General features: G+C 55.8%; 17 protein-coding genes and 1 pseudogene. 2 read left to right on the top strand and 16 right to left on the bottom strand.

Going from position 1 to position 19,292, the window contains the following annotated elements:
• Positions 1-42: 42 nt before the first annotated feature.
• From MTP36_RS10745 to MTP36_RS10780, 8 genes are all read right to left on the bottom strand, one after another.
• The gene (locus tag MTP36_RS10745) at positions 43-351 is read right to left on the bottom strand and encodes a hypothetical protein (RefSeq protein WP_249250173.1); all 309 of its coding nucleotides are present in this window, start codon (positions 349-351) and stop codon (positions 43-45) included.
• A gap of 65 nt (positions 352-416) precedes the next feature.
• On the bottom strand, positions 417-716 hold the full coding sequence (locus MTP36_RS10750) for a hypothetical protein (protein WP_249250175.1): 300 nt from the start codon (positions 714-716) through the stop codon (positions 417-419).
• 15 nt (positions 717-731) lie between these two features.
• Positions 732-1,091 carry a hypothetical protein gene (locus MTP36_RS10755; RefSeq protein WP_249250181.1) on the bottom strand — a complete coding sequence of 120 codons (360 nt, stop codon included), beginning with the start codon at positions 1,089-1,091 and terminating at the stop codon, positions 732-734.
• Between the two features lie 335 nt (positions 1,092-1,426).
• Positions 1,427-2,632: an AAA family ATPase gene (locus tag MTP36_RS10760; RefSeq protein WP_249250183.1), complete on the bottom strand. Its 1,206-nt coding sequence runs from the start codon at positions 2,630-2,632 to the stop codon at positions 1,427-1,429.
• A 1,151-nt stretch (positions 2,633-3,783) separates the two neighbouring features.
• Positions 3,784-4,695: a tyrosine-type recombinase/integrase gene (locus tag MTP36_RS10765; RefSeq protein ID WP_249250185.1), complete on the bottom strand. Its 912-nt coding sequence runs from the start codon at positions 4,693-4,695 to the stop codon at positions 3,784-3,786.
• 148 nt (positions 4,696-4,843) lie between these two features.
• Complete coding sequence (gene gap, locus MTP36_RS10770; RefSeq protein WP_249250196.1) at positions 4,844-5,875, bottom strand: type I glyceraldehyde-3-phosphate dehydrogenase; 1,032 nt, start codon at positions 5,873-5,875, stop codon at positions 4,844-4,846.
• A gap of 198 nt (positions 5,876-6,073) precedes the next feature.
• A complete protein-coding gene (locus MTP36_RS10775) occupies positions 6,074-6,859 on the bottom strand; it encodes a hypothetical protein (RefSeq protein WP_249250200.1) in 786 nt (261 codons plus the stop codon).
• Positions 6,859-8,229 (bottom strand): citrate synthase, encoded by a 1,371-nt coding sequence (locus MTP36_RS10780; protein WP_249250203.1) that lies wholly within the window; start codon positions 8,227-8,229, stop codon positions 6,859-6,861. The genes MTP36_RS10775 and MTP36_RS10780 overlap by 1 nt, the downstream gene beginning before the upstream one ends.
• Positions 8,230-8,461: 232 nt before the next feature.
• Between MTP36_RS10780 and spoIID the strand changes: the two genes are divergently transcribed.
• Complete coding sequence (gene spoIID / locus MTP36_RS10785; protein ID WP_249250210.1) at positions 8,462-9,481, top strand: stage II sporulation protein D; 1,020 nt, start codon at positions 8,462-8,464, stop codon at positions 9,479-9,481.
• A gap of 112 nt (positions 9,482-9,593) precedes the next feature.
• Here the strand turns inward: spoIID and MTP36_RS10790 are convergent, their stop codons facing one another.
• Complete coding sequence (locus MTP36_RS10790) at positions 9,594-10,595, bottom strand: hypothetical protein (RefSeq protein WP_249250212.1); 1,002 nt, start codon at positions 10,593-10,595, stop codon at positions 9,594-9,596.
• Between the two features lie 740 nt (positions 10,596-11,335).
• Between MTP36_RS10790 and MTP36_RS16085 the strand changes: the two are divergent.
• Positions 11,336-11,431: pseudogene (locus MTP36_RS16085) on the top strand (helix-turn-helix domain-containing protein); the annotation flags it as partial.
• Between the two features lie 109 nt (positions 11,432-11,540).
• On the opposite strand, the gene rsmA reads toward MTP36_RS16085, so the two are convergent.
• From rsmA to MTP36_RS10830, 7 genes are all read right to left on the bottom strand, one after another.
• On the bottom strand, positions 11,541-12,392 hold the full coding sequence (rsmA, locus tag MTP36_RS10800; RefSeq protein WP_055185336.1) for a 16S rRNA (adenine(1518)-N(6)/adenine(1519)-N(6))-dimethyltransferase RsmA: 852 nt from the start codon (positions 12,390-12,392) through the stop codon (positions 11,541-11,543).
• A gap of 80 nt (positions 12,393-12,472) precedes the next feature.
• Positions 12,473-13,837 carry a S41 family peptidase gene (locus tag MTP36_RS10805; RefSeq protein ID WP_249250229.1) on the bottom strand — a complete coding sequence of 455 codons (1,365 nt, stop codon included), beginning with the start codon at positions 13,835-13,837 and terminating at the stop codon, positions 12,473-12,475.
• A 152-nt stretch (positions 13,838-13,989) separates the two neighbouring features.
• A complete protein-coding gene (locus tag MTP36_RS10810; RefSeq protein WP_249250231.1) occupies positions 13,990-15,354 on the bottom strand; it encodes a murein hydrolase activator EnvC family protein in 1,365 nt (454 codons plus the stop codon).
• Positions 15,355-15,373: 19 nt separating this feature from the next.
• Entirely contained in the window at positions 15,374-16,282 is a 909-nt protein-coding gene (locus MTP36_RS10815; RefSeq protein ID WP_249250233.1) for a cell division protein FtsX, read from the bottom strand.
• Positions 16,279-17,043, bottom strand: coding sequence for a cell division ATP-binding protein FtsE (gene ftsE, locus MTP36_RS10820; protein ID WP_055185343.1), 765 nt, complete (start codon positions 17,041-17,043; stop codon positions 16,279-16,281). The genes MTP36_RS10815 and ftsE overlap by 4 nt, the downstream gene beginning before the upstream one ends.
• 141 nt (positions 17,044-17,184) lie before the next feature.
• Entirely contained in the window at positions 17,185-18,270 is a 1,086-nt protein-coding gene (locus MTP36_RS10825) for a PucR family transcriptional regulator (RefSeq protein ID WP_005922289.1), read from the bottom strand.
• 264 nt (positions 18,271-18,534) lie between these two features.
• On the bottom strand, positions 18,535-19,236 hold the full coding sequence (locus tag MTP36_RS10830) for a pseudouridine synthase (RefSeq protein ID WP_118658324.1): 702 nt from the start codon (positions 19,234-19,236) through the stop codon (positions 18,535-18,537).
• Positions 19,237-19,292 lie beyond the last annotated feature (56 nt).

The following is a 19,292-nucleotide window of genomic DNA, read 5'->3' on the forward strand; positions in this document are numbered from 1 at the left end:
TGCTCGTACTGCAGTGTCAGGATACTGCTGCTTGTCTTCTGTTCACGGCTTCACCCCCTCCGTCATCTCCTCTTCCAGTGCGCTCTTCATTACACGAGCGCCCATCTCGAACCCTTTCATGAAGCAAAATTCCATTCCCCTGTGTGCTGCCTGTACAGACAGATGGCAGATATCCGACAGGACGCTCTGCGGCATTCCTGTTGCCAACGCATAATCCTCCAAGTAGCATTCAAATGCGTCTGCAGCTTCCTTGAGCTCCGCCGACTCTCTGAGGTTCACCAGATCATTCAGGTTCATATAGATTTCCTCCTCACCGTCAAGCAGGTTCTCTTTTACGTTATTTTCAACCATATTATAGCTTCTTTTCATTGAAATTTATTTTTGAAAACAGGTACATTGTCGGTACGGGGTTCGCCTTAGTCGTAATTCGCGACCCTCTGGTACATCCCCTCAACGGTCTCCTCCGTAACGCATCTGATGAGCAGCTCCGGTTCTCCCGCCTCATTCAGGATAGGTCTGATCCGCAGCGTTGTGCCGTCGTTCAGATGGTACAGCAGCCCCTTGTGCAGCGGAGCATCGTAAAAGCAGGGCAGGATGCACATCTCCGTGTCAGCCGTTTTTCCAGCCAAAATGTTGTTGAGTGTCGCCTCGGCATACTGCTCCTCTTCACGGTTCTCGGGCAGAAGATTTGCATCATTGAAGTAAAGTTCGATCATATCAGTTCTCCTTTTTCATGCACATTTGTTGTTCTTCAGAGTTGAGGTCAAAGCCTTGTCCGCCGGACAGATGGACTGCAGCAGCCCCCGCGCCTCGCTCTCCAACCGCTGGAGCTCGGCACGCACCTGCTCCCATTCCTTCAGCTCCCCGCTGGCGACTCCCTCACGAATTGTGCGTCTTACAGCTTCTGCCAGTGCCTCCTCCAGCCTTGCATGATAGGAACAAGTATCGTACTCCACCCCGCCGTCGGCCTTCGCATGCGCCTTTTTCAACGCATAATACACGCTACTCGCGTCCAGATAATAATTTTTCCAAATTTTCAGCAACATCAACACTCCAAACTTATATTTTTTGTTTATTTTGCTAGAGTTCATGTACAGTTTCCCTTGTTGGCAGGGTGCTGCCCGGGCTCTATGTTCTATCTGTCATATGGTCCTCCTTTTGAATTGAATCGTGTTTTTTAGAACGGTCTTGCTGTCTGCTCCCAACAGTGCCAAAGCGGGTCAGATCTTTCACCCTACCGGCGCTATGGGATTTTCAGCGGTCTACTGCACTGCATGCCACTTCCTCCTTTTTTGCCCCCGTTATGGCGACCTCAGCCTTGCAAAGCAGGGCTCAACATTGCAAAAGCAGAAATTGTGTTTTTTCGCTTTTCATCGATATTTTTCGCCAACATTGCAACATTGCAATCATACACCCTCAGCAGCCGTTACGCCACTGCCGTGCTCCGTGTCAGGGCTGTAACGCCGCAGACTCCGACCTCTGGTACAATTTGCCGGACATTTTTGATGAGGCCATCGCCACTCAGCGCGCTGCGTGCATGGTTATAGGTGCTTTCACTGCATCCAGTTTTTTCCATAACTAGTCGCTGAAGCTCCTTGCTGACCATACGGTTCCCTGGGGCGGCATTCAACGTACGCAGGATTTCTCTCTGAACTTCTGCATACTTCTGCCCTTTATTGTCCGGCTTCTCCCGACAAAAATCCTCGTCCTTCCAATCCGAAGTCGAGTCAAACTTCAGCCTTACCGTCTTGATTCCCCTGACCTCTACCGTCTCGGTGGTAAAAAGGATCGTATCCGCCGGTACTCCATAGCTGCTTTTTTCGTGGGAGACGTAGCTTTTGCTGCCATCCCTCGTATGCCCCATGATCAGCACGCTGCGGGCGGTGTCCCAAAGTTCACCCGATCCATTCAGGCGCTTGCGCCCAAACGCGGATGGATTTTTGTTGGTATGGGTCACCAGCAGGATGGCAAACCCCTGTTGCTGTGCCAGCATGCGCAGGTCCTGAAGCACCCTCCGCATCTGTTGACGGTTGTTCATATTGGCAGAATTAGGCAAAAACGCCTGAAGCGGGTCGATAACCAGCACCAGCGGATTCGCCGCAATGATCCAGTTCACTAGATCCGGGTCGCCGAGGTAGGGCATTTTCCCCTTCTTCTCGTAGTATACATCAGAATCGATCACCACGACCTTGCCCAGATCAGCACCAGCAGCAGCCATACGCGGGCACAGCACAGCATCGATGGGGTCCTCGCCCGCAAGGATCACAACGTTGCCCGTGCGGTTGGGTGCCTGTGGAAAAACCTCCGTGGCCTCGCCCATGGTCAGGGATCTCGCGATCTGCGCCACGAACTGCCCCTTGCCTACACCGCCGTCACCGCAAAGGAGTGTGATTTCGCCGCACTGCAGACGTCCGGATGCCAACATTTCATGATTTTGGGGCGTCACATCGCTCAACCGCTGAAGAACAACGCCTCTCTGGTTCAAAGCATCCAGCTCAAGCTCCGCTACTCCCCCAGCTAGGTCTGCGGGCGCTGCAACGGGCGCGATATCCTGTACCACCCCCTCGTCAGCCACCTGTGCCTTCATGGGCAACTGCAGCAGATTCGTATTGAAAATGTCATTTTTTTCCATGTTCACATTCCTCCTTGTCCAAATAAATTTTTGACGATGTTCAGTTTTCAAGGTGCTCCACCCCGCTTTCACAGGGCAGCCGCCTGCTCCGTCGTGCAGGGGCAGCTTCCAAGTCGCCTCGGTCACCGCCCCCCCGCACGCGGGGCACGCTTGTCGGGATGTCGAGCACGTCCGGGGCTTGTCCGGCCGCTCTCTCCTCCTCGGGTGCACAAGCATAACACACTCGGCAGGATTTGTCTAGGGGTTTTTTAAAAAAGTTTCACCATACGCGCTACAAGGCGTCTCTGGTTCATTTTTCTAATTTTTGCCATAAACATCTACATTGGCAGTAAAAATCCGCTGTAGAAGCTCCTAGGCGTGTTTGCCGCCGCATAAACACAATATCATAGGTCGTTAAAACTGTCAAGGGTCGCTCGTGCCCTTCTACCGCCCCACAATCATCACATTAATATACTAGTTATGTATATTTGTAGGTTTGTCTTACCTCTGCCGACTGCGCCATAAACGCATCAGAATACTAGTCATATCGTTTTATCATTCCGTTCTACTTTAGCATCCCGCACTGCAACACATCAATATACTGGTTATGTTTCCTTGTCTGGATCAGCTTCGCCATTGCTCATGATCCTGTTTCCGTGTGCTACTGTTGCCAGTGTCCTCGATTTCTCTCCTGCACTTTTCTCAATCATTTTAATCCACTCTGTCGCGTCACAATACTTCTCTTTATACTAGAATTTCGAAACATCTAAATCAGTAAAAAGTTCACCACATTATTGCGCTTGTTTTTTGTCGTTGTGTCGTTTTATTTTCACTTTTTAATTTTTGCAGTCATTCAGCTCTCTTATTATAAATATATATAATACATTATTATAATATATAGGCATTCTACAACTCTTCTTCCATATAAAAGTTTTTATCGTATTATCGCATATTTTTACTCGTTATTTTCAAGATATGTTCTTTCTATTTATAAATAGGTATAGACTCGCTTCATTGTTTCTTTATATTTTCACTTTTCGTCTTACACACGTCATTTTACAAATCAATTAAATCCTATATATTCTATTGTTCATCTTTCACAATCGAATCAAAACAAAAAGAGCAGCCCCACCACCCGGCGGAGCCACTCTTGAAGTGTACGATTCAGTTTTTTACAGGTTCATCAGGGGGCTGGTCTGGGTACCGCGATCCACGATGTCCTTATCCTTGATGCCCAACAGGTAGCGCTGGGTGATCATGATATTGACGTGCCCCATCAGGCGGGAGACACTGTACAGGTCCAGACCGTTCTTCAATTGCATCTGTGCGAAGGTGTGGCGGCAGGTATGAGGGCTGACACGCACCGAGGACGAGACCCCCACTTCTTTTGCTGCATGCTTCAATATCCGTGCCACGGCTTCATCGGTCATGGGCTTACCGTTTTTGCTGGGGAAGAGATTCTTGTAGCGGGTAGGGTGCTCCTTCAGGTAGCCATCCCGGAGCGTGCAGTACTTGACGAGCTGCTTAGAGAGTGCGGGCGATTTGGGCACGACCCGTTCCTTACTGCCCTTGCCGTGCTTGACCAGAATATAGTCCTGCTTGATGTCCTCCGGCTCCATCAGGATCATTTCGTTGCAGCGCATCCCGGTATCGAACAGCAGCATGATGATGGTCTTGTTCCGTACCTCCAGAAAATCCTTGCCGTCGTAGAACTGGATCATCCGTTTCATCTCAGTCGCTGTAAATGTATCAATAATCGTCCGGGGCTGGCGGAGGCACTTTACCTTTTTGGCCGGATTATCCCGTTCCTCCAGATAGCCCTCATTGACCAGATAGTTGAACCATGTGCGCCACACCTTGAGCAGGTCGTTGATATAGCGGGGCGTGCTGCCCGCGTCCTGCTTCTCCTTCATCAGGTCCCGGATGTGGCGGGGGCGGACATCCTCCAGCTCAGCGATCTGCTTCAGCTCCAGATATTCCAGCAAAAAACGGGTCGCAGCCTTATAATTGCGCAGGGAGCCTTTAGCCAGATGGCGACATTCACAATCGTAGATAAATTCATCGCGGAGATCTTTCAAACACATAAAAAAACACCCTTTCCTTCATGGCGGACCACAAAAGAAAGGGTGAAAAATTGCTAGATAAGCTTATCGTACCAGATCAAGCTTGTTCGTAGTTGAGCAAGACAAACTCCGGTCGACAAATCATCCGATTTTTAACGCAGCTACGCAATTAGCAGTTCTCAGCGAAGTACTTAATGGTACGGACCATCTGAGAGGTGTAGGAGTTCTCGTTGTCGTACCAAGACACGACCTGAACCTGATAGGTGTCGTCGTCGATCTTAGCGACCATGGTCTGGGTAGCGTCGAACAGAGAGCCGTAACGCATGCCGATAACATCGGAAGAAACGATCTGATCCTCGTTGTAGCCGAAGGACTCAGAAGAAGCAGCCTTCATAGCAGCGTTGATAGCTTCCTTGGTGACATCCTTGCCCTTGACGACAGCAACCAGAATGGTGGTGGAGCCGGTGGGAACAGGCACACGCTGAGCAGAGCCGATCAGCTTGCCGTTCAGCTCGGGGATGACCAGACCAATGGCCTTAGCAGCACCGGTGGTGTTGGGGACGATGTTCTGTGCGCCAGCACGAGCACGGCGCAGGTCGCCCTTGCGCTGAGGACCATCCAGAATCATCTGGTCGCCGGTGTAAGCATGAACGGTGGTCATGATACCGGAAACGATGGGGAAGGTCTTGTTCAGGGTGTTGGCCATGGGAGCCAGGCAGTTGGTGGTGCAGGAAGCAGCGGAGATGACCTGATCCTCAGCGGTCAGGGTCTTCTCGTTGACGGAGTAGACGATGGTCTTCAGATCGTTGCCTGCGGGAGCAGAGATAACGACCTTCTTTGCGCCAGCCTGGATGTGAGCCATGCTCTTCTCCTTGCTGGTGTAGAAGCCGGTGCACTCCAGAACGACGTCAACGTTCAGCTCGCCCCAAGGAGCATCCTTTGCGTCCTTAACAGCGTAGATCTTGATCTCCTTGCCGTCGACGATGATGGAATCCTCGGTGGACTCGACAGTGTGCTTGCCCTCGCCGATCTTGCCGCAGAAAGAGCCCTGAGCAGTATCGTACTTCAGCAGGTGAGCCAGCATCTTGGGGCTGGTCAGGTCGTTGATTGCGACGACCTCGTAACCCTCAGCATCAAACATCTGACGGAAAGCCAGACGGCCAATACGACCGAAACCATTGATAGCAACTCTAACAGCCATTGTAATAGTACCTCCTAATTATTTTACCCATAATCGGATAAATCACGGTATCTTTATTGTAGACCAAAACCGGCAAACTTTCAAGTGTCTGCTAAAAAATTAACAACACAATTTTATCTTTTTTTGCTTTTGTATGATTTTATGCACCCTGCCACAAAGCTTTTGTTCAATTACACCAAGGGCGCGCAGCCATTTTTGTCAGTCGTTTCCAGTTTTTCCCTGCCCAGTACAGGCAAGTCCCATACCGCCGATACAGCACAGCGCGAGACCGGAAAGCAGTTCCGGCAGCACCGCCGCAGCACCGCTGCCAAGACTCGCCGCCAACAGCAGAAGCACCCGGGGCAGTTCCCAGCACAGGCACAGGCAGAAGGCTGCAAGCGCCGCTGCGTGCAGGGTGCGGCCGTTTTCCGGCTGGGGCAGGTACAGCGTGCGCGCCAGCGCCGCCAGAAACAGCAGCGCCGCCATCTCCTGCCAGACCGTTGCCGTAGGCTGTACCCTGTGCCAGCTGGAGCTGTTCTCCATAAAGCGCATCAGCACGTTCCAGTAAAACAGCGCACTGCCCGCTATGGCCACCGGCAGACCTCCGGTGGGCGTTTTCCAGCCGTCCCGGCGCAGCCAGCTGCGCCCGAGATTGCTCAGCCACACGGCACAGGCCACCTCCAGCAGAATGCGTACAAAGGTGCTTACCGTACCGGCGGCGAACACAAACTGTGCTGCACCGGCAGCCAACATACACACTGCCCCCGCAAAGGCCAGCACGCCTGCCGCCGGGCGGCGGCTGCGCAGCGGCTCCGGGGGCAGCGAGCGGCTGCGCCCGGCCAGCACTGCGGCCAGCACCACAGCGCCCAAGGCAAGATACCGCCACCATACCGCGCCTGCGGTACACAGGCCTGTGGCAGCGTCCGTAGCAAAGGCAAGGTCTGCGCCGCGGCCAAGGCCAAGCAGTACGCAGAGCAGGACAATAACTAACTCTAACGGTTCCATTAACGCTCCTCGATGGGCTTATATTTCTGGCGCACGCCCAGATACTTGTAGGCCGGGCGGATAATCCGGTTGGCAAAGATCACCTCTTCTACCCGGTGTGCACACCAGCCCGGCACACGAGCGATGGCGAACAGCGGGGTGTACAGATCCTCCGAGATGCCCAGCATATTGTAGATCAGGCCACTGAACAGGTCCACATTGGCGCACACCGGCTTGGAGCTGCCCTTTTCCTCGGCAAAGATGCCGGGTGCCAGCCGCTCGATGCTGCACAGCATATTGTACTCTTCCTCAAAGCCCTTTTCGTAGGCCAGATGCTTTGCGCGCTGCTTCAGGATGACCTCACGGGGGTCGCTGATGGTGTACACCGCATGACCCATGCCGTAGATCAGGCCGGAGCCGTCGCCCGCCTGCTTGCGCAGGATGCGGCGCAGATACTCGCGCACCTCATCGTCATCCTCCGGGTTCTCGACGTGCTTGAGGATATCCTGCAGCTGGCGGTTGACCATCAGGTTCGCACCGCCGTGCTTGGGGCCCTTCAGGGCACCGATGGCCGCAGAGATGGCCGAGTAGGTGTCCGTACCGGAGGAGGACAGCACGCGGGTGGTAAAGGTGGAGCAGTTGCCGCCGCCGTGGTCTGCGTGCACCAGCAGGCACATATCCAGCAGCTTTGCCTCCTCGTGGGTGAACTTCTGATCTGGGCGGTAGGTGCTGAGGATGTGCTCTGCCGTGCTCTGACCGGGCTTGGGCAGGTGGAAGAACATGCTCTGTTTATCGTAGTAGCGGCGCTTCATCTGGTAAGCGTTCACCATCATGGTGGGCATACTGGCGATCAGGTTGATGCTCTGGTTCAGGATGTTCTCAAGGCTCAGATCCTCGGCGCGGTCATCGTAGGAATACAGGCCCAGCACACAGCGCTGCAACTTGTTCATGATATTGGGCGAGGGAGCGTTCATGGTGTCCATGAAGCCGTCCGGCAGGGCGCGGGATTCTGCTAAGATCTCGCAGAAATCGTCCAGCTGCTCCCGGGTGGGCAGGCTGCCGAACAGCAACAGCCAGATCACTTCCTCAAACACGAAGCGGTCGTTGCGGTAAGCCTCGTCCACGATCTCGTTGATGTTGACGCCCCGGTAGATCAGCTTGCCGGGGGCGGGGATCACATGACCCTCCTGATCTTTTTTGTAGCCCACAACGTCACAGACGTTGGTCAGGCCGGCCAGCACGCCGGTGCCATCCGGGTTGCGCAGACCGCGCTTGACCCCCAGCCGCTCGCTGGTCTCCGGGTCGATGTAGTTGTTTGCGATGTACTCCTCGCACAGGGTACGCATGGTCGTCGGGTCCAGCGTTGCCACTTCTGCGTGTGCAAAGTTCATAGGAGTGCTCCTTTCCGTCTCTTACTTCTTATACTTTCCGATTCCGTCCATCCTACGCTCTGATGGACATACTTTTATAATATCGCTTTTGTTCAGTAAATTCAAGCGTTAAGTGCGCACTTCTCACCGTAAAGCGCAAAAATGCAGGTTTTTCTCTGCGCATTTCCCGCCGGTTTGCACGCCGCCGGGCGTATGATGCTTCTGAAGCTTGCGTCCCGGGAGGAGGTCTAGTATGAAACGTTCCTTTTTGCTGCTGTGCGCCGTTCTGCTGGTGCTGGGCTGTGCCCTGCCGTGTGCTGCCTACCGTCTTGCCCGCATGACCCTTGCGCAGAGTGCCGCTCCGTCCACAGCCGAAGCGGCCTCTGCCGCCTCGGAGGAAAGCAGCGAGCAAGAAGCTCCCTCCCCTGCTGACATGACCGCTACCGTCTGCTTTATGGATCAGAGCACCGGGCAGACGGTAACACTGCCGTTGCGAGAGTACCTGATTGGAGCAGTTGCCGCTGAGATGCCGGTCAGCTGGCCGGACGAAGCACTGAAGGCGCAGGCAGTGGCGGCGCACAGCTATGCCCTCTACCACCGGGACCACAGTACCGGGGAAAACGGCGCATGGTTCACCGCAGACCCCGCCCGGCGGCAAGGCTGCCTGACCGATGCAGTGCTGCACAGCTACTGGGGTACTGCCTACGCAGCCAACTACGCCCGGCTTTCCGCGCTGGTGGATACCGTACAGACACAGATGTTGTATTATGGGGATGCCCCCGCCGGGACAAGTTACTTTGCCATGTCCAATGGCCGCACCGAGGCCAGCGAAAACGTCTGGGGCACCGCCCTGCCCTATCTTGTGCCGGTGGACAGCAGCACCGACACCGCCGCCGACAACTACGAATACACCCTGAACCTTTCCGCCGCCCAATTACAGCAGCTGCTGGCCGAGCGGCTTGGCATCGCCGCCGATCTTTCGCAACAGGCGCAGTGGTTCGGCACGCCGGTGCTCACCTCCTCCGGCTATGTGGACAGCCTGCCGGTCTGCGGGCAGACGGTGCAGGGTACCGCCCTGCGCAAGGCACTGGGGCTGCGCAGCGCCTGCTTTACGGTGGTCTGCCAGAGCGGAACCTTCTCCTTTACCACAAGGGGCTACGGTCACGGCGTAGGCATGAGCCAGTGGGGTGCAAAGGCACTGGCAGAGCAGGGCGCAGACTACCGCACCATTCTGGCGCACTACTACCCCGGCACGGAGCTGCAGGGGGAATAGCGGCAGAACAAAGCGGAAAATTCATTTTAAATAAAGTCCTAAATTACGCAATTACGCAAATGGAGCCGCTGCACATTGCCTTGTGCAGCGGCTCCAAATTTATATTCTTTTATCAGCCGAACAGCTGTGCAAACCAGCTTACGGTGGTCTCGGCGGCGGTCTCTACCGTGGTCTCCATCTGCTGGACCGTCTGCTGCAACTTAGTGCCCCCAGCATCCTTGACCGACCAGTAGGTCTGGGTGCTGCTTGCGCTGCCGGACACCGTGAAGTCTGAGGCAAAGCACAGGCTCTCACCCGTAGAGTCGGTCATCAGCACCATGTAGGTGTAGCTGCCCTCCGGCAGTTCGCCAAAGCGGATCTGGCTGTCCAGCGTGTTCAGCGAGAAGGCAGCGGCGTTCACCTGCGCCTCAGCGCTCTGCACGGTCTGGTCCGCCGCGTCCAAAACAGCCACCTGCACGCTGGTCAGAGTGGTGCCGCTGGCGCTGTTGGCCGTACCGGTCAATGCCATGCCGCTGCCGGTGCGGATATTCACCGGGTAGCGCACGCCCTCCAACCGCAGCCCATCAGCCTGTGCAGCCACACTGTTGTGATCTGCGGTGACGTACCAGTAGCAGGATGCTCTTGCAATGGACACACTGGAGCTGGTAATGGGGATGCGGCCGTAGCCGATGTTCCCCGCCGGGTCGGAGCAATAGAAAATACCGTTGGTGTAGTCGGTCAGCAGCACCGCATGGGGCTGGGTGCGGTCGTAGAGGACGATGCCCTCCGGGTGCTGCTCCAGCAGGGAGATCAACACCGCCGTTTTGCTTTGCAGACTGGAGGGCAGGGTGGCGTAGCCCACCTGCATTTCCTTATATGTAAAGCTGTGTGCAAGGCCGTTGGCCCATGCTGTGGAGCGCACACTGTTCTCGGTCACGTTCGTCCAGTCGCTCAGCCCGTCAAAGTAGGCACGGCGGCGCAGCATCATGGCTGCGGAGGCCAGCGTACAGGTGCCGCCCCGGCTCTGCTTGAAGTAGAAACCTGCGTCCACGTTCAGGTCCACTGCCAATGCAGCGGGCAGACAGGTAAGCAGGAAAGCAAAGCTCAGTATCAGGGTCAGCAATCGTTTTTTCAAGGCGTGCGGTGCGGTGGTATTCACGGTTCGGTATTTCCTTTCTTGTTTCTTTGCGGATCTCATAGGGATCTACCACTACAAAGTATACCAGCCTGTAATTCTTTTGTAAACAATCCTTCGTCTTTTTTCTCAATATCAACACGTTTAGGGGATATTCGTTGGCTGTTTTTCACAATTTTTTCTGCGATATTTCACGCATTTGACAAAGTTTCGTCCTACCTACCGCAGAACTATGAAAATAAATTTCTTTTTTGCCCGGCGCGCGAGGGCGCAAAAAAGTCCGGTACGCCTGCGCATTCGTCCCAGCATTTCACAAAATAATACCCTTCTTGGCAATGCCGCAGTCAGTCCGTCGTTGTCTGCCGCAGTTTGGGCAGTAAAGGACTCCAATTTCTCCAAATTCATATTCTAGTATATAAGTTTAGAACGGTCATTCCCCCTATTTTGTCTTTGTTTACCGGAATTCTGCCCAATAATGCCTTAAAAAGTTTATATCAAACGCAAAAGTTGTTTTATTTTGCCAAGTCTTTCTTGTAAAACCGTGAAATCCACGTTAACTTGAATACAACATTGTGCACGCCTGCATGGACAACCTCGTGTCCGGCGGCGTAGACGGAAGATGAACTTCTACAACAACGGCAACACCGGCCTGCAGCTCTCCGGCCTGTCCACGGACAACAAGGCACTGTGGCCCAGCTACAACACCATTAAAAACTGCACCTCCATGAACAACGCTGACCGCGCCATGGAGGATTCAAAACCTCAACGCCCTTGTCGATACTGTCCGGCATGAAATCATTGAACGGTATCGCCCCGGCGAAGATGACCCGCATTTATTTGGAACATACTAAACGTTGAAGGGAGTCTCAACGTTTAGTTGAACAGATATCAATTTGCATTCTTTTTTCAGTGAGCCACTGCCCGCCGACCATCCTGCTTTTTTGCTCAGCTCAGTGCCTGCTGGATCTTTGCAAAGTCCTCCAGCGTCAGGGCTTCCGGGCGGATGCGGGCATCAAAGCCTGCGGATTCGATGGCAGCAATGACCTTCTCCTTGGGCAGGTTCAGCCCGCCTGCAATGGCATTGGCAGCGGTCTTGCGGCGCTGCCCAAAGGCGGCACGCACCAGCGCAAAGTAGCCCGCCTCGTCCTCCACCTGCACAGCGGGGGTGGGGCGGATATCCATGCGCACCACAGCGCTGGTCACCTTGGGGGCGGGGTAAAAGCTGCCCGGTGCAGCGGTGAACATCAGCTTGGAGGTGGCGTAGTAGTTCACCGCGCAGCTGATGGCGCTGGAAGCGCGGGTGCCAGGCACCGCAGCCAGACGGTCGGCGGCTTCCTTCTGCACCATGACGGTCAGGCTCTCGATGGGCAGGCGGTCGCCCAGCAGCTTCATCACGATGGGGCTGGTGATGTAGTAGGGCAGGTTTGCGCACACTGCCACCGGCATTCCCGGGAACTCCTCGGCGATGAGGGCTTTCAGGTCCACCTTCAGCACATCCTGCAGCACCAACTTGAAATTGTCCACCCCAGCCATGGTCTCGGCCAGCAGGGGCGGCAGACGCTCGTCCACCTCAATGGACACCACTTTAGCGGCGCGCTTAGCCAGCTCCTTGGTCAGCACACCGATGCCGGGGCCGATCTCGATGACACCGTAGCGCTTGTCTACCCCGCTGGCATCCACGATCTTGGTGGGGATGCCCGGGTTGATGATAAAGTTCTGCCCAAAGCCCTTAGAAAGTGCAAAATCGTATTTTTCGCACAGGGCACGGATCACAGAAAGGTCGGTCAGTTCCGGCATAGGGTCAATTCCTTTCTCAGAAAAAGGCTGTTGCAGAACGCAGCAGCCTTTTTGGTGTTTATGGTTCAGGATCGCGGGGTTCACTCCGCTGCGCTTGCAGCCGTTTCCGGCTCAGACGCGGCAGTCTCACCCTCGGCGGGCTCCCCCTCCGCAGCTTCTGCGGGGGCGGTATCGTCTGCTGCGGCAGAGGAAGCAGCACTGTCCGCTGCAGCGGCAGAGCTTGCGCCCGCCAGCGTAGTGGTGCCGCTCAGCTGCTGGGCAGCGCTGACAGCGCGCTGTACCTGCGGGTCGGTCTGGGGAGTGTAGTCGTAGAAGTTCGTCGCTTCCTCTGTGCTCAGAGCGCGCTCCACGTCCACCGTCAGGCCGGTGCCGTCAAAGCAGCTGCCGTCGCCGCAGACCAGCTTTGCCACCGTGATGACCACGGCACTGCCGTCCGACAGGCGCTGCGGGCTGCTTTGAATAGTGCCCTTGCCCATGGTGGTGGTACCCACCAGACGGGCTCCGTTCATGTTGCGCAGGGTGGCTGCGAACAGCTCGGCTGCGCTGGCGGTGTTGCCGTTGACCAGACAGACCATCGGCAGGCTGACGGCACTTTCGGCATCGCTGCTGCCGATGACGGTGCGGTTGCCATTTTTATCCTCGGCGTAGGCCACAGTGCCCTCCGGGGCGATCAGGTCAATGCAGTTGACAGCATCTTCCAGAATGCCGCCGCCGTTATCCCGCAGGTCAAACACCAGACTGGCCGCGCCGTTTGCGGTCAGGGTGCGCAGGGCGTAGTCCAGCTCGCTGGGCGTAGTGCCGTCGAACTGACGGATGTAGATATAGCCCACATTGTCCAGCAGCTGGTAATCCACGGTGGTGCTGGTGTAGCCGGAATGGGTCAGCTCAGCCGTTTTACTGGCGGCAGTGCTGTCCAGCCATGTCACGGTAACGGTAGTGCCGGCCTCGCCCTGCAGGGCTTTGTACACGGCATCTGCGCTGGACAGGCTCTTGACATCGGTATCGCCTACGGTGGTAATGTAGTCGCCCATGGCGATGCCTGCTTCCTGTGCGGGAGAGCCGTCGTAAACACGGGTGACCTTGGCGTAACCGGTCTGGTCGATGCCAAGCTCCACGCCGATACCCAAAATCTTGCCGCCCTGGATGTTCATCAGCTCGGTGTAGGCGTTGGCGGTGTAGTAGCGGGCGTACTTGTCGCCCGTGCCCAGCAGATAACCGGCGGTCAGGCGGTCGTACAGGGTGGCCTCATCGATGGTGTAGTAATCGTTGCTGCGGACGTAGCGGTCCACCTCAGCGATCTTGTTGTACATACTTTCCTTTTCTTTTACGCTGTTGACCGTGCTGTCGAACAGACGCATGGCGATGAGCATCGTGATGGAAAAGGTCACGGTCATGGCAAGGATCACGATAGTGACCGCCATACCCAAAGAAATTTTACGGTTCATAGTTTGTTTCCTCCGGTCAGAGCAGCAGCATCATAAGGATGCTGCCCAGCAGCGAGAGTACAAACACCCCTGCCAGAACCAGACAGCCGATGCGCAGCACGCGCTTGCGTTTTTGTTCGTTCATAGATCAACCAGACTCCTTGCGTTGCTTGTTAGTTGTGGGGGATGGGGATGCAGCTGCGGGGGTTCACGGCGTTAGCCTTGGAGCCGCCCTTCCACACCTCCAGATGCAGGTGGTTGCCAGTGGAATTGCCGGTGGTGCCCACATAACCGATCAGTTCACCCTGCTTCACATACTTGCCTGCACTGGTAGCCACCGAGCGCATGTGCGCGTACAGGGTGGAATAGGTATTGCCATCGGACATTTTGCCGTGGTAGATGATAACGTAGTTGCCATAGCCGCCGGTAGACCAGCCTGCCACCTGCACATAGCCGCTGGCGGCTGCATAGATAGGCGTGCCGCCGGCTGCCGCAAAGTCGATACCGGCATGGAGCTTGTTCACGCCGGAGACCGGGTTTTTACGCCAGCCGTACTCGCTGGAGATGCGGCTATAACTCTTCAGCGGGCAGGCAAAACCGCTAAAGCTCAGCTGCGGCTTGCTGGCAGAGGCTGCGGCGATCATCTTCTGGATCTCCTTTTTCACGGCCTCGTAGTTCAACTCGTCGGATTCAATGGCTGCCTGTGCCTTCTGCTGCGCCGCCTGTGCCTCGGCAGCGGAAAGTTTTGCCGCAGAGATGCTGTTGTTCAGCTCGCTCTGCTTGCCCTTCATCTGGGCGTTCTGGCTGTCCAACTCACTCTTCTGGCTTTGCAGCTCTGCCTTTTCGGCTTCCAGACCAGCCTTCTGCTCTTCCAGCGCGGCTTTATCGTCCTCCAGCTCCTGCTTGGCGGACTTCATGTTGTTCATGATCTCGGTGTCCTTGATGGAGATATCCTGCATCACCTCGTTGAAGGTAAGCAGCTCGTACAGGTCGTTCACCGCGCTGAGCATAGCCACACTGCCGCCGTCCCGCAGCTCCTGCATGGCAGCCATGTGCTTTTTAAAATCATCCCACTGACCGTCGATCTCGTTCTGCTTTTCCTCGATCTGGGTCTGCTTGTCCGTGATCTGGGTCTGCATCACGCCGATCTGCTGTTCCTTCTCGCCAATGCTGTTCTGCACCGCAGCGATCTGCCCACCCAGCACGCTGATCTGATCCTGCAGGACGGTGACCCGCTCTTTCAGCTCACTTTCCAGCGCTTTTGCGGCAGATTCCTTCTTTTTGGCGTCCGAAAGTTCCTTTTTGTGCTGATTGATAGACTGGGAAAGCTTATCCAGCTTGGTCTGCAAACTGGCCATGCTGGTGCTATTGGTAGCTGCCGAGGCCGGGTACACCGTGGCTGTCAGCAGCAGGCAGACACAGGCCAGCCCAAGGCTGACCACACGGATCAGCTTGCTGCGGGGGCTTTCCGGCCGGGCGTGCCGGGCGGTATAAGGGCCTGTGAGCCGGAAGGGCTTTGCGTGCATTGCTTTACTCATAAAACGCGGCTCCTTTCGGTCACACATTCAGATGTTTGCGGATAGAGAACATACTGCCCACGCCGCCTACGATAGCACCGCTGAGCAGGCTTGTTACCACGATGGTCGGCAGCACGTTTGCCACCGGCACCAGTGCGCGGCCCATGAGCATCTGCCAGATGCCGCCCAGACCACCGGCAGCGTTGACCACATAGGTGTAGCAGCCAAGGCTGACCGCTGCGGTCAGGATACCGGAGATCAGACCCATGGTCAGGCCCTCCACAAAGAAAGGCAGGGTGACCATGCGGTTGGTGGCACCCACATACTTCATGATCTCAATCTCGCGGCGGCGGGCAAAAACGCTCAGACGGATGGTGCTGCCCACCGTGATGATGCTGACCACCATCAGCACCAGCACGATCATGCGGCCGCCCTTGGTGACGGCTTTCTGGATCTCCACAAAGATATTGGTCATCTCCACCGGGGCAGTAACGCTGACAACACCCGGGATGGCCTGCATCTTCACGCTCATGCGCTCCATCTGGGTCAGGTCGCTCAGGGTGACCCGGTAGTTGGCCTTAAAGGGGTTGTCGGTCTCAAATTCATCCCACAGGGAGGAATAATCCTGCATATAACCGCGGTAGGTGTCGAGCACGTCCTGCTTGGAAACGTACTGCACCCCGCTGACCCCCGGCATAGCCGAAAGGGCCTCGCCTACCTGCGCGGCGGTGGCATCATCACATTCGGGGTCCAGATAGACCACTGTCTCGTTCTGGCTTCCCAGATAGGACACCATGCTGCCCACATTCACCTCGGCCAAGCTGGCAAAGATGTTCAGGGTCATACAAACACTCAAAGAAGCGATACAGGCAATGGTCATAGCCCAGTGCTTGCCCAAGTTGCGCACACCACGCCGGGTAAGGAAAAAGAAAGTAGAGGGTCGCATCATACGGCAGCCACCTCCTTTTTGGCAGCGGACGCATCGTCCGCATCAAAGGCGGCAACATCCAGCGAAAGATCGTCCTCGGCGGCAGCCACAGGGTCTGCGGGCACATCCGAGACGATGCGCCCATGGCTCAGGGTGACCACACGCTGATGGAAACGGTGCACCAGCTCGTGCTCGTGGGTGACCACCAGCACCGTGATGCCCATTTTGCTCACCCGCTCCAGCAGCTGCATCATTTCCAAGCTCAGTTCCGGGTCAATGTTGCCGGTGGGCTCGTCCGCGATGACCAGCTTGGGGTTATGCACCAGCGCACGCGCCACAGCCACACGCTGCTGCTCGCCGCCGGAAAGGGTATCCGGGTAGCACTTGGCCTTATCCTCCAGATGCACCAGCTCCAGAATGTACTCCACGCGGGGACGGATCTCCTTGCGGGGCACGTTGAGCACGTGCATGGCAAAGGCCACGTTCTCGTACACGGTCATGCTGGGGATCAGCCGGAAATCCTGAAAGATGATGCCCATCTGACGGCGCAGGTAAGGGATCTTGTGGCGGCGCAGCTTGGCAACGTCCTTGCCCAGCACGGTCACCTTGCCGGAGGTAGGCAAAGTCTCCCGCAGGATCAGCTTGAGCAGGGTGGATTTGCCCGCGCCGGAGTGACCCAGCAGAAAGACGAACTCGCCTTCATCCACATGGAAGTTGATATCCTCCAGCGCAAGGCGGCCCCCCTTTTTATATTCTTTGGAAACGTGTTCAAAATCGATCATGGAATCGTATTCGCTCCTGACATCAAGATTTTTGACGGTCAAGACAACCCGTCCGCAGCCAACACTGCAAAAAGAACCGGCCAGCATCGGTTTCGAGCGGCCGGTTCGGCGCCGGCGGGGCAAAACCCGCACAGCGGAATATCAGTATTTGGCCGGGTTGTTGGACAGGTACTTCTTTACCATCAGCGCTACCTTAAAGACGATAGCGTCGTCGAACTCACGCAGATCCAGGCCGGTCAGTTTCTTGATCTTTTCCAGACGATACACCAGCGTATTGCGGTGCACAAACAGGCCGCGGCTGGTCTCGGACACATTCAGGTTATTCTCGAAGAAGCGCTGGATGGTGAACAGGGTCTCCTGATCCAGGCTTTCGATGCTGCCCTGCTTGAACACCTCGCGCAGGAACATCTCACACACGGTAGTGGGCAGCTGGTAGATCAGACGTGCAATGCCCAGATTATCGTAGCGGATGATCTGCTTTTCGGTATCGAACACCTTGCTCACTTCCATGGCGATCTGGGCTTCCTTAAAGGAGGTAGCCAGATCCTTCACGTTGGCAATGGGGGTACCAATGCCAACCACGGCCTTGATGTAGTGCTCGCCGGAGAGGGTATCCACGATGCTGGCAGCCAGCTTTTCCATATCGGTGCGGTCGATGCCCTTGCGGATCTCCTTGACCAGCACGGTGTCGGTCTCGCTGATATTGAACACAAAGTCCTTCTGCTTATCGGGGAACAGGCTGCTGACCACATCGTAGGCAGAGATATCGCCGCCACTGATCACTCGCACAATGAACACCACGCGGGAAACATCGGTGGCAAAGTGCAGCTCCCGTGCCTTAGCGTAGATATCGCCGGGCAGGATGTTGTCCAGCACCACGTTCTTGATAAAGTTGGACTTGTCGAACTTTTCGTCGTGGTACTGCTTGATGCTCTGCAGGCTGATGGCCAGTACACCGGCAAACTGCCCTGCAGTCTCGTCGGCGCCCTCCACGAACACGGCATAATCGTTATGCTTGGCGTTGGAGAACTGCTGGTAAGTATAGCCGTCGCGCACAAAGCGGTCGCCTGCGGTCAGACGCTCGGCCATATAGCCCTCGCGCACCTCGCCGATCAGGTTCAGCTCCGAGCAGGAAATGACAGCGCCGGTCTCATCCACAACGCCGACCACCCGATTGATTGCGTCCTTCATCTGGTAGATCACGCTTTGAAATACTCTATTGGCCATAAATGGATACCCCTTTTCCTCGTTTGTGCAAGCCGCGGCGGCATGGGTTGTGATTTTAAACAATTTAGCCGCATTACAATCTATATTTTACACAAAAGAATTTACTTTTGCAACAGTTTTCAACAAAAAAAATAATTCTTTCTTGTTGAAATTATCTTTCGGGGCCATTTTTTGCCAAAAAAGTGCCTTTTTGCGTGGTTCTTACCGTTATTTTACCGATAAAATGTGATACATTTTTGAAAACCGCGTGAAAAGCACAGCATTTTATCTGGTAATTTTTGCCACTTCTTCGTCAGAAAGCTCCCTCCACTGCCCCGGCGCAAGCTGTGCATCCAGTGCAAGGCCGCCAATGGCCTCCCGGTGCAAAGCATTCACCCCGGCACCGTACACGCCGAACATCCGTTTGATCTGATGGTACACCCCCTGCCGCAGCACTACCCGCACGGTGCATCCGTCCGGGGAAAGGGCGGTCACCTCGGCGGGCGAAAGAGCGGTGCCGTCCGCCAGCGTGACCCCCGCCGCAAAGCCGGTGCACATCTCCTGCGTGAGGGGCGTGTCGATGGTCACGGTGTAGGTCTTGGAAACATGGTGCCGCGGGGACAGGATATCGTGGGCAAAGCCGCCGTCATCGGTCAGCAGCACAAAGCCGGTGCTGGTCTTATCCAGCCGCCCGGCCGGGAACAGCTCCCGCCGGGGGTAGGCATCCCCTACCAGATCAACCACGGTGGTGTCCCGCTTATCGGTAGAGGCGCTCACCACCCCCTCGGGCTTATTGAGCATGAGATAGACGAACTTCTGATAGCGCAGCGGCGCGCCGTCCACAGCCACGGTGTCGGTACATTTCAGCTGGGTGTCCCCTTTTTTGCACACCGCGCCGTTTACCTGCACGCGGCCCTTTGCCAGCATGGTTTTGGCCTCGCTGCGGGTGCACTGGGCAGTCTCGGCCAGATATTTATCCAAACGCATAAGCGGTTCTCCTTTGTTGATGATGCCCTCAGTGTAACATGACAGACAAAATCGTG

Origin of the sequence: Faecalibacterium sp. I4-1-79 (assembly GCF_023347235.1) — a bacterium.
GTDB classification, from domain to species: Bacteria; Bacillota; Clostridia; order Oscillospirales; family Ruminococcaceae; genus Faecalibacterium; species Faecalibacterium tardum.

Coding starts and splice junctions, on each gene's coding strand:
- MTP36_RS10745 (WP_249250173.1), bottom strand. CDS start 351: ATGGTTGAAAATAACGTAAAAGAGAACCTGCTTGACGGTGAGGAGGAA.
- MTP36_RS10750 (WP_249250175.1), bottom strand. CDS start 716: ATGATCGAACTTTACTTCAATGATGCAAATCTTCTGCCCGAGAACCGT.
- MTP36_RS10755 (WP_249250181.1), bottom strand. CDS start 1,091: ATGAACTCTAGCAAAATAAACAAAAAATATAAGTTTGGAGTGTTGATG.
- MTP36_RS10760 (WP_249250183.1), bottom strand. CDS start 2,632: ATGGAAAAAAATGACATTTTCAATACGAATCTGCTGCAGTTGCCCATG.
- MTP36_RS10765 (WP_249250185.1), bottom strand. CDS start 4,695: ATGTGTTTGAAAGATCTCCGCGATGAATTTATCTACGATTGTGAATGT.
- gap (WP_249250196.1), bottom strand. CDS start 5,875: ATGGCTGTTAGAGTTGCTATCAATGGTTTCGGTCGTATTGGCCGTCTG.
- MTP36_RS10775 (WP_249250200.1), bottom strand. CDS start 6,859: ATGGAACCGTTAGAGTTAGTTATTGTCCTGCTCTGCGTACTGCTTGGC.
- MTP36_RS10780 (WP_249250203.1), bottom strand. CDS start 8,229: ATGAACTTTGCACACGCAGAAGTGGCAACGCTGGACCCGACGACCATG.
- spoIID (WP_249250210.1), top strand. CDS start 8,462: ATGAAACGTTCCTTTTTGCTGCTGTGCGCCGTTCTGCTGGTGCTGGGC.
- rsmA (WP_055185336.1), bottom strand. CDS start 12,392: ATGCCGGAACTGACCGACCTTTCTGTGATCCGTGCCCTGTGCGAAAAA.
- MTP36_RS10805 (WP_249250229.1), bottom strand. CDS start 13,837: ATGAACCGTAAAATTTCTTTGGGTATGGCGGTCACTATCGTGATCCTT.
- MTP36_RS10810 (WP_249250231.1), bottom strand. CDS start 15,354: ATGAGTAAAGCAATGCACGCAAAGCCCTTCCGGCTCACAGGCCCTTAT.
- MTP36_RS10815 (WP_249250233.1), bottom strand. CDS start 16,282: ATGATGCGACCCTCTACTTTCTTTTTCCTTACCCGGCGTGGTGTGCGC.
- ftsE (WP_055185343.1), bottom strand. CDS start 17,043: ATGATCGATTTTGAACACGTTTCCAAAGAATATAAAAAGGGGGGCCGC.
- MTP36_RS10825 (WP_005922289.1), bottom strand. CDS start 18,270: ATGGCCAATAGAGTATTTCAAAGCGTGATCTACCAGATGAAGGACGCA.
- MTP36_RS10830 (WP_118658324.1), bottom strand. CDS start 19,236: ATGCGTTTGGATAAATATCTGGCCGAGACTGCCCAGTGCACCCGCAGC.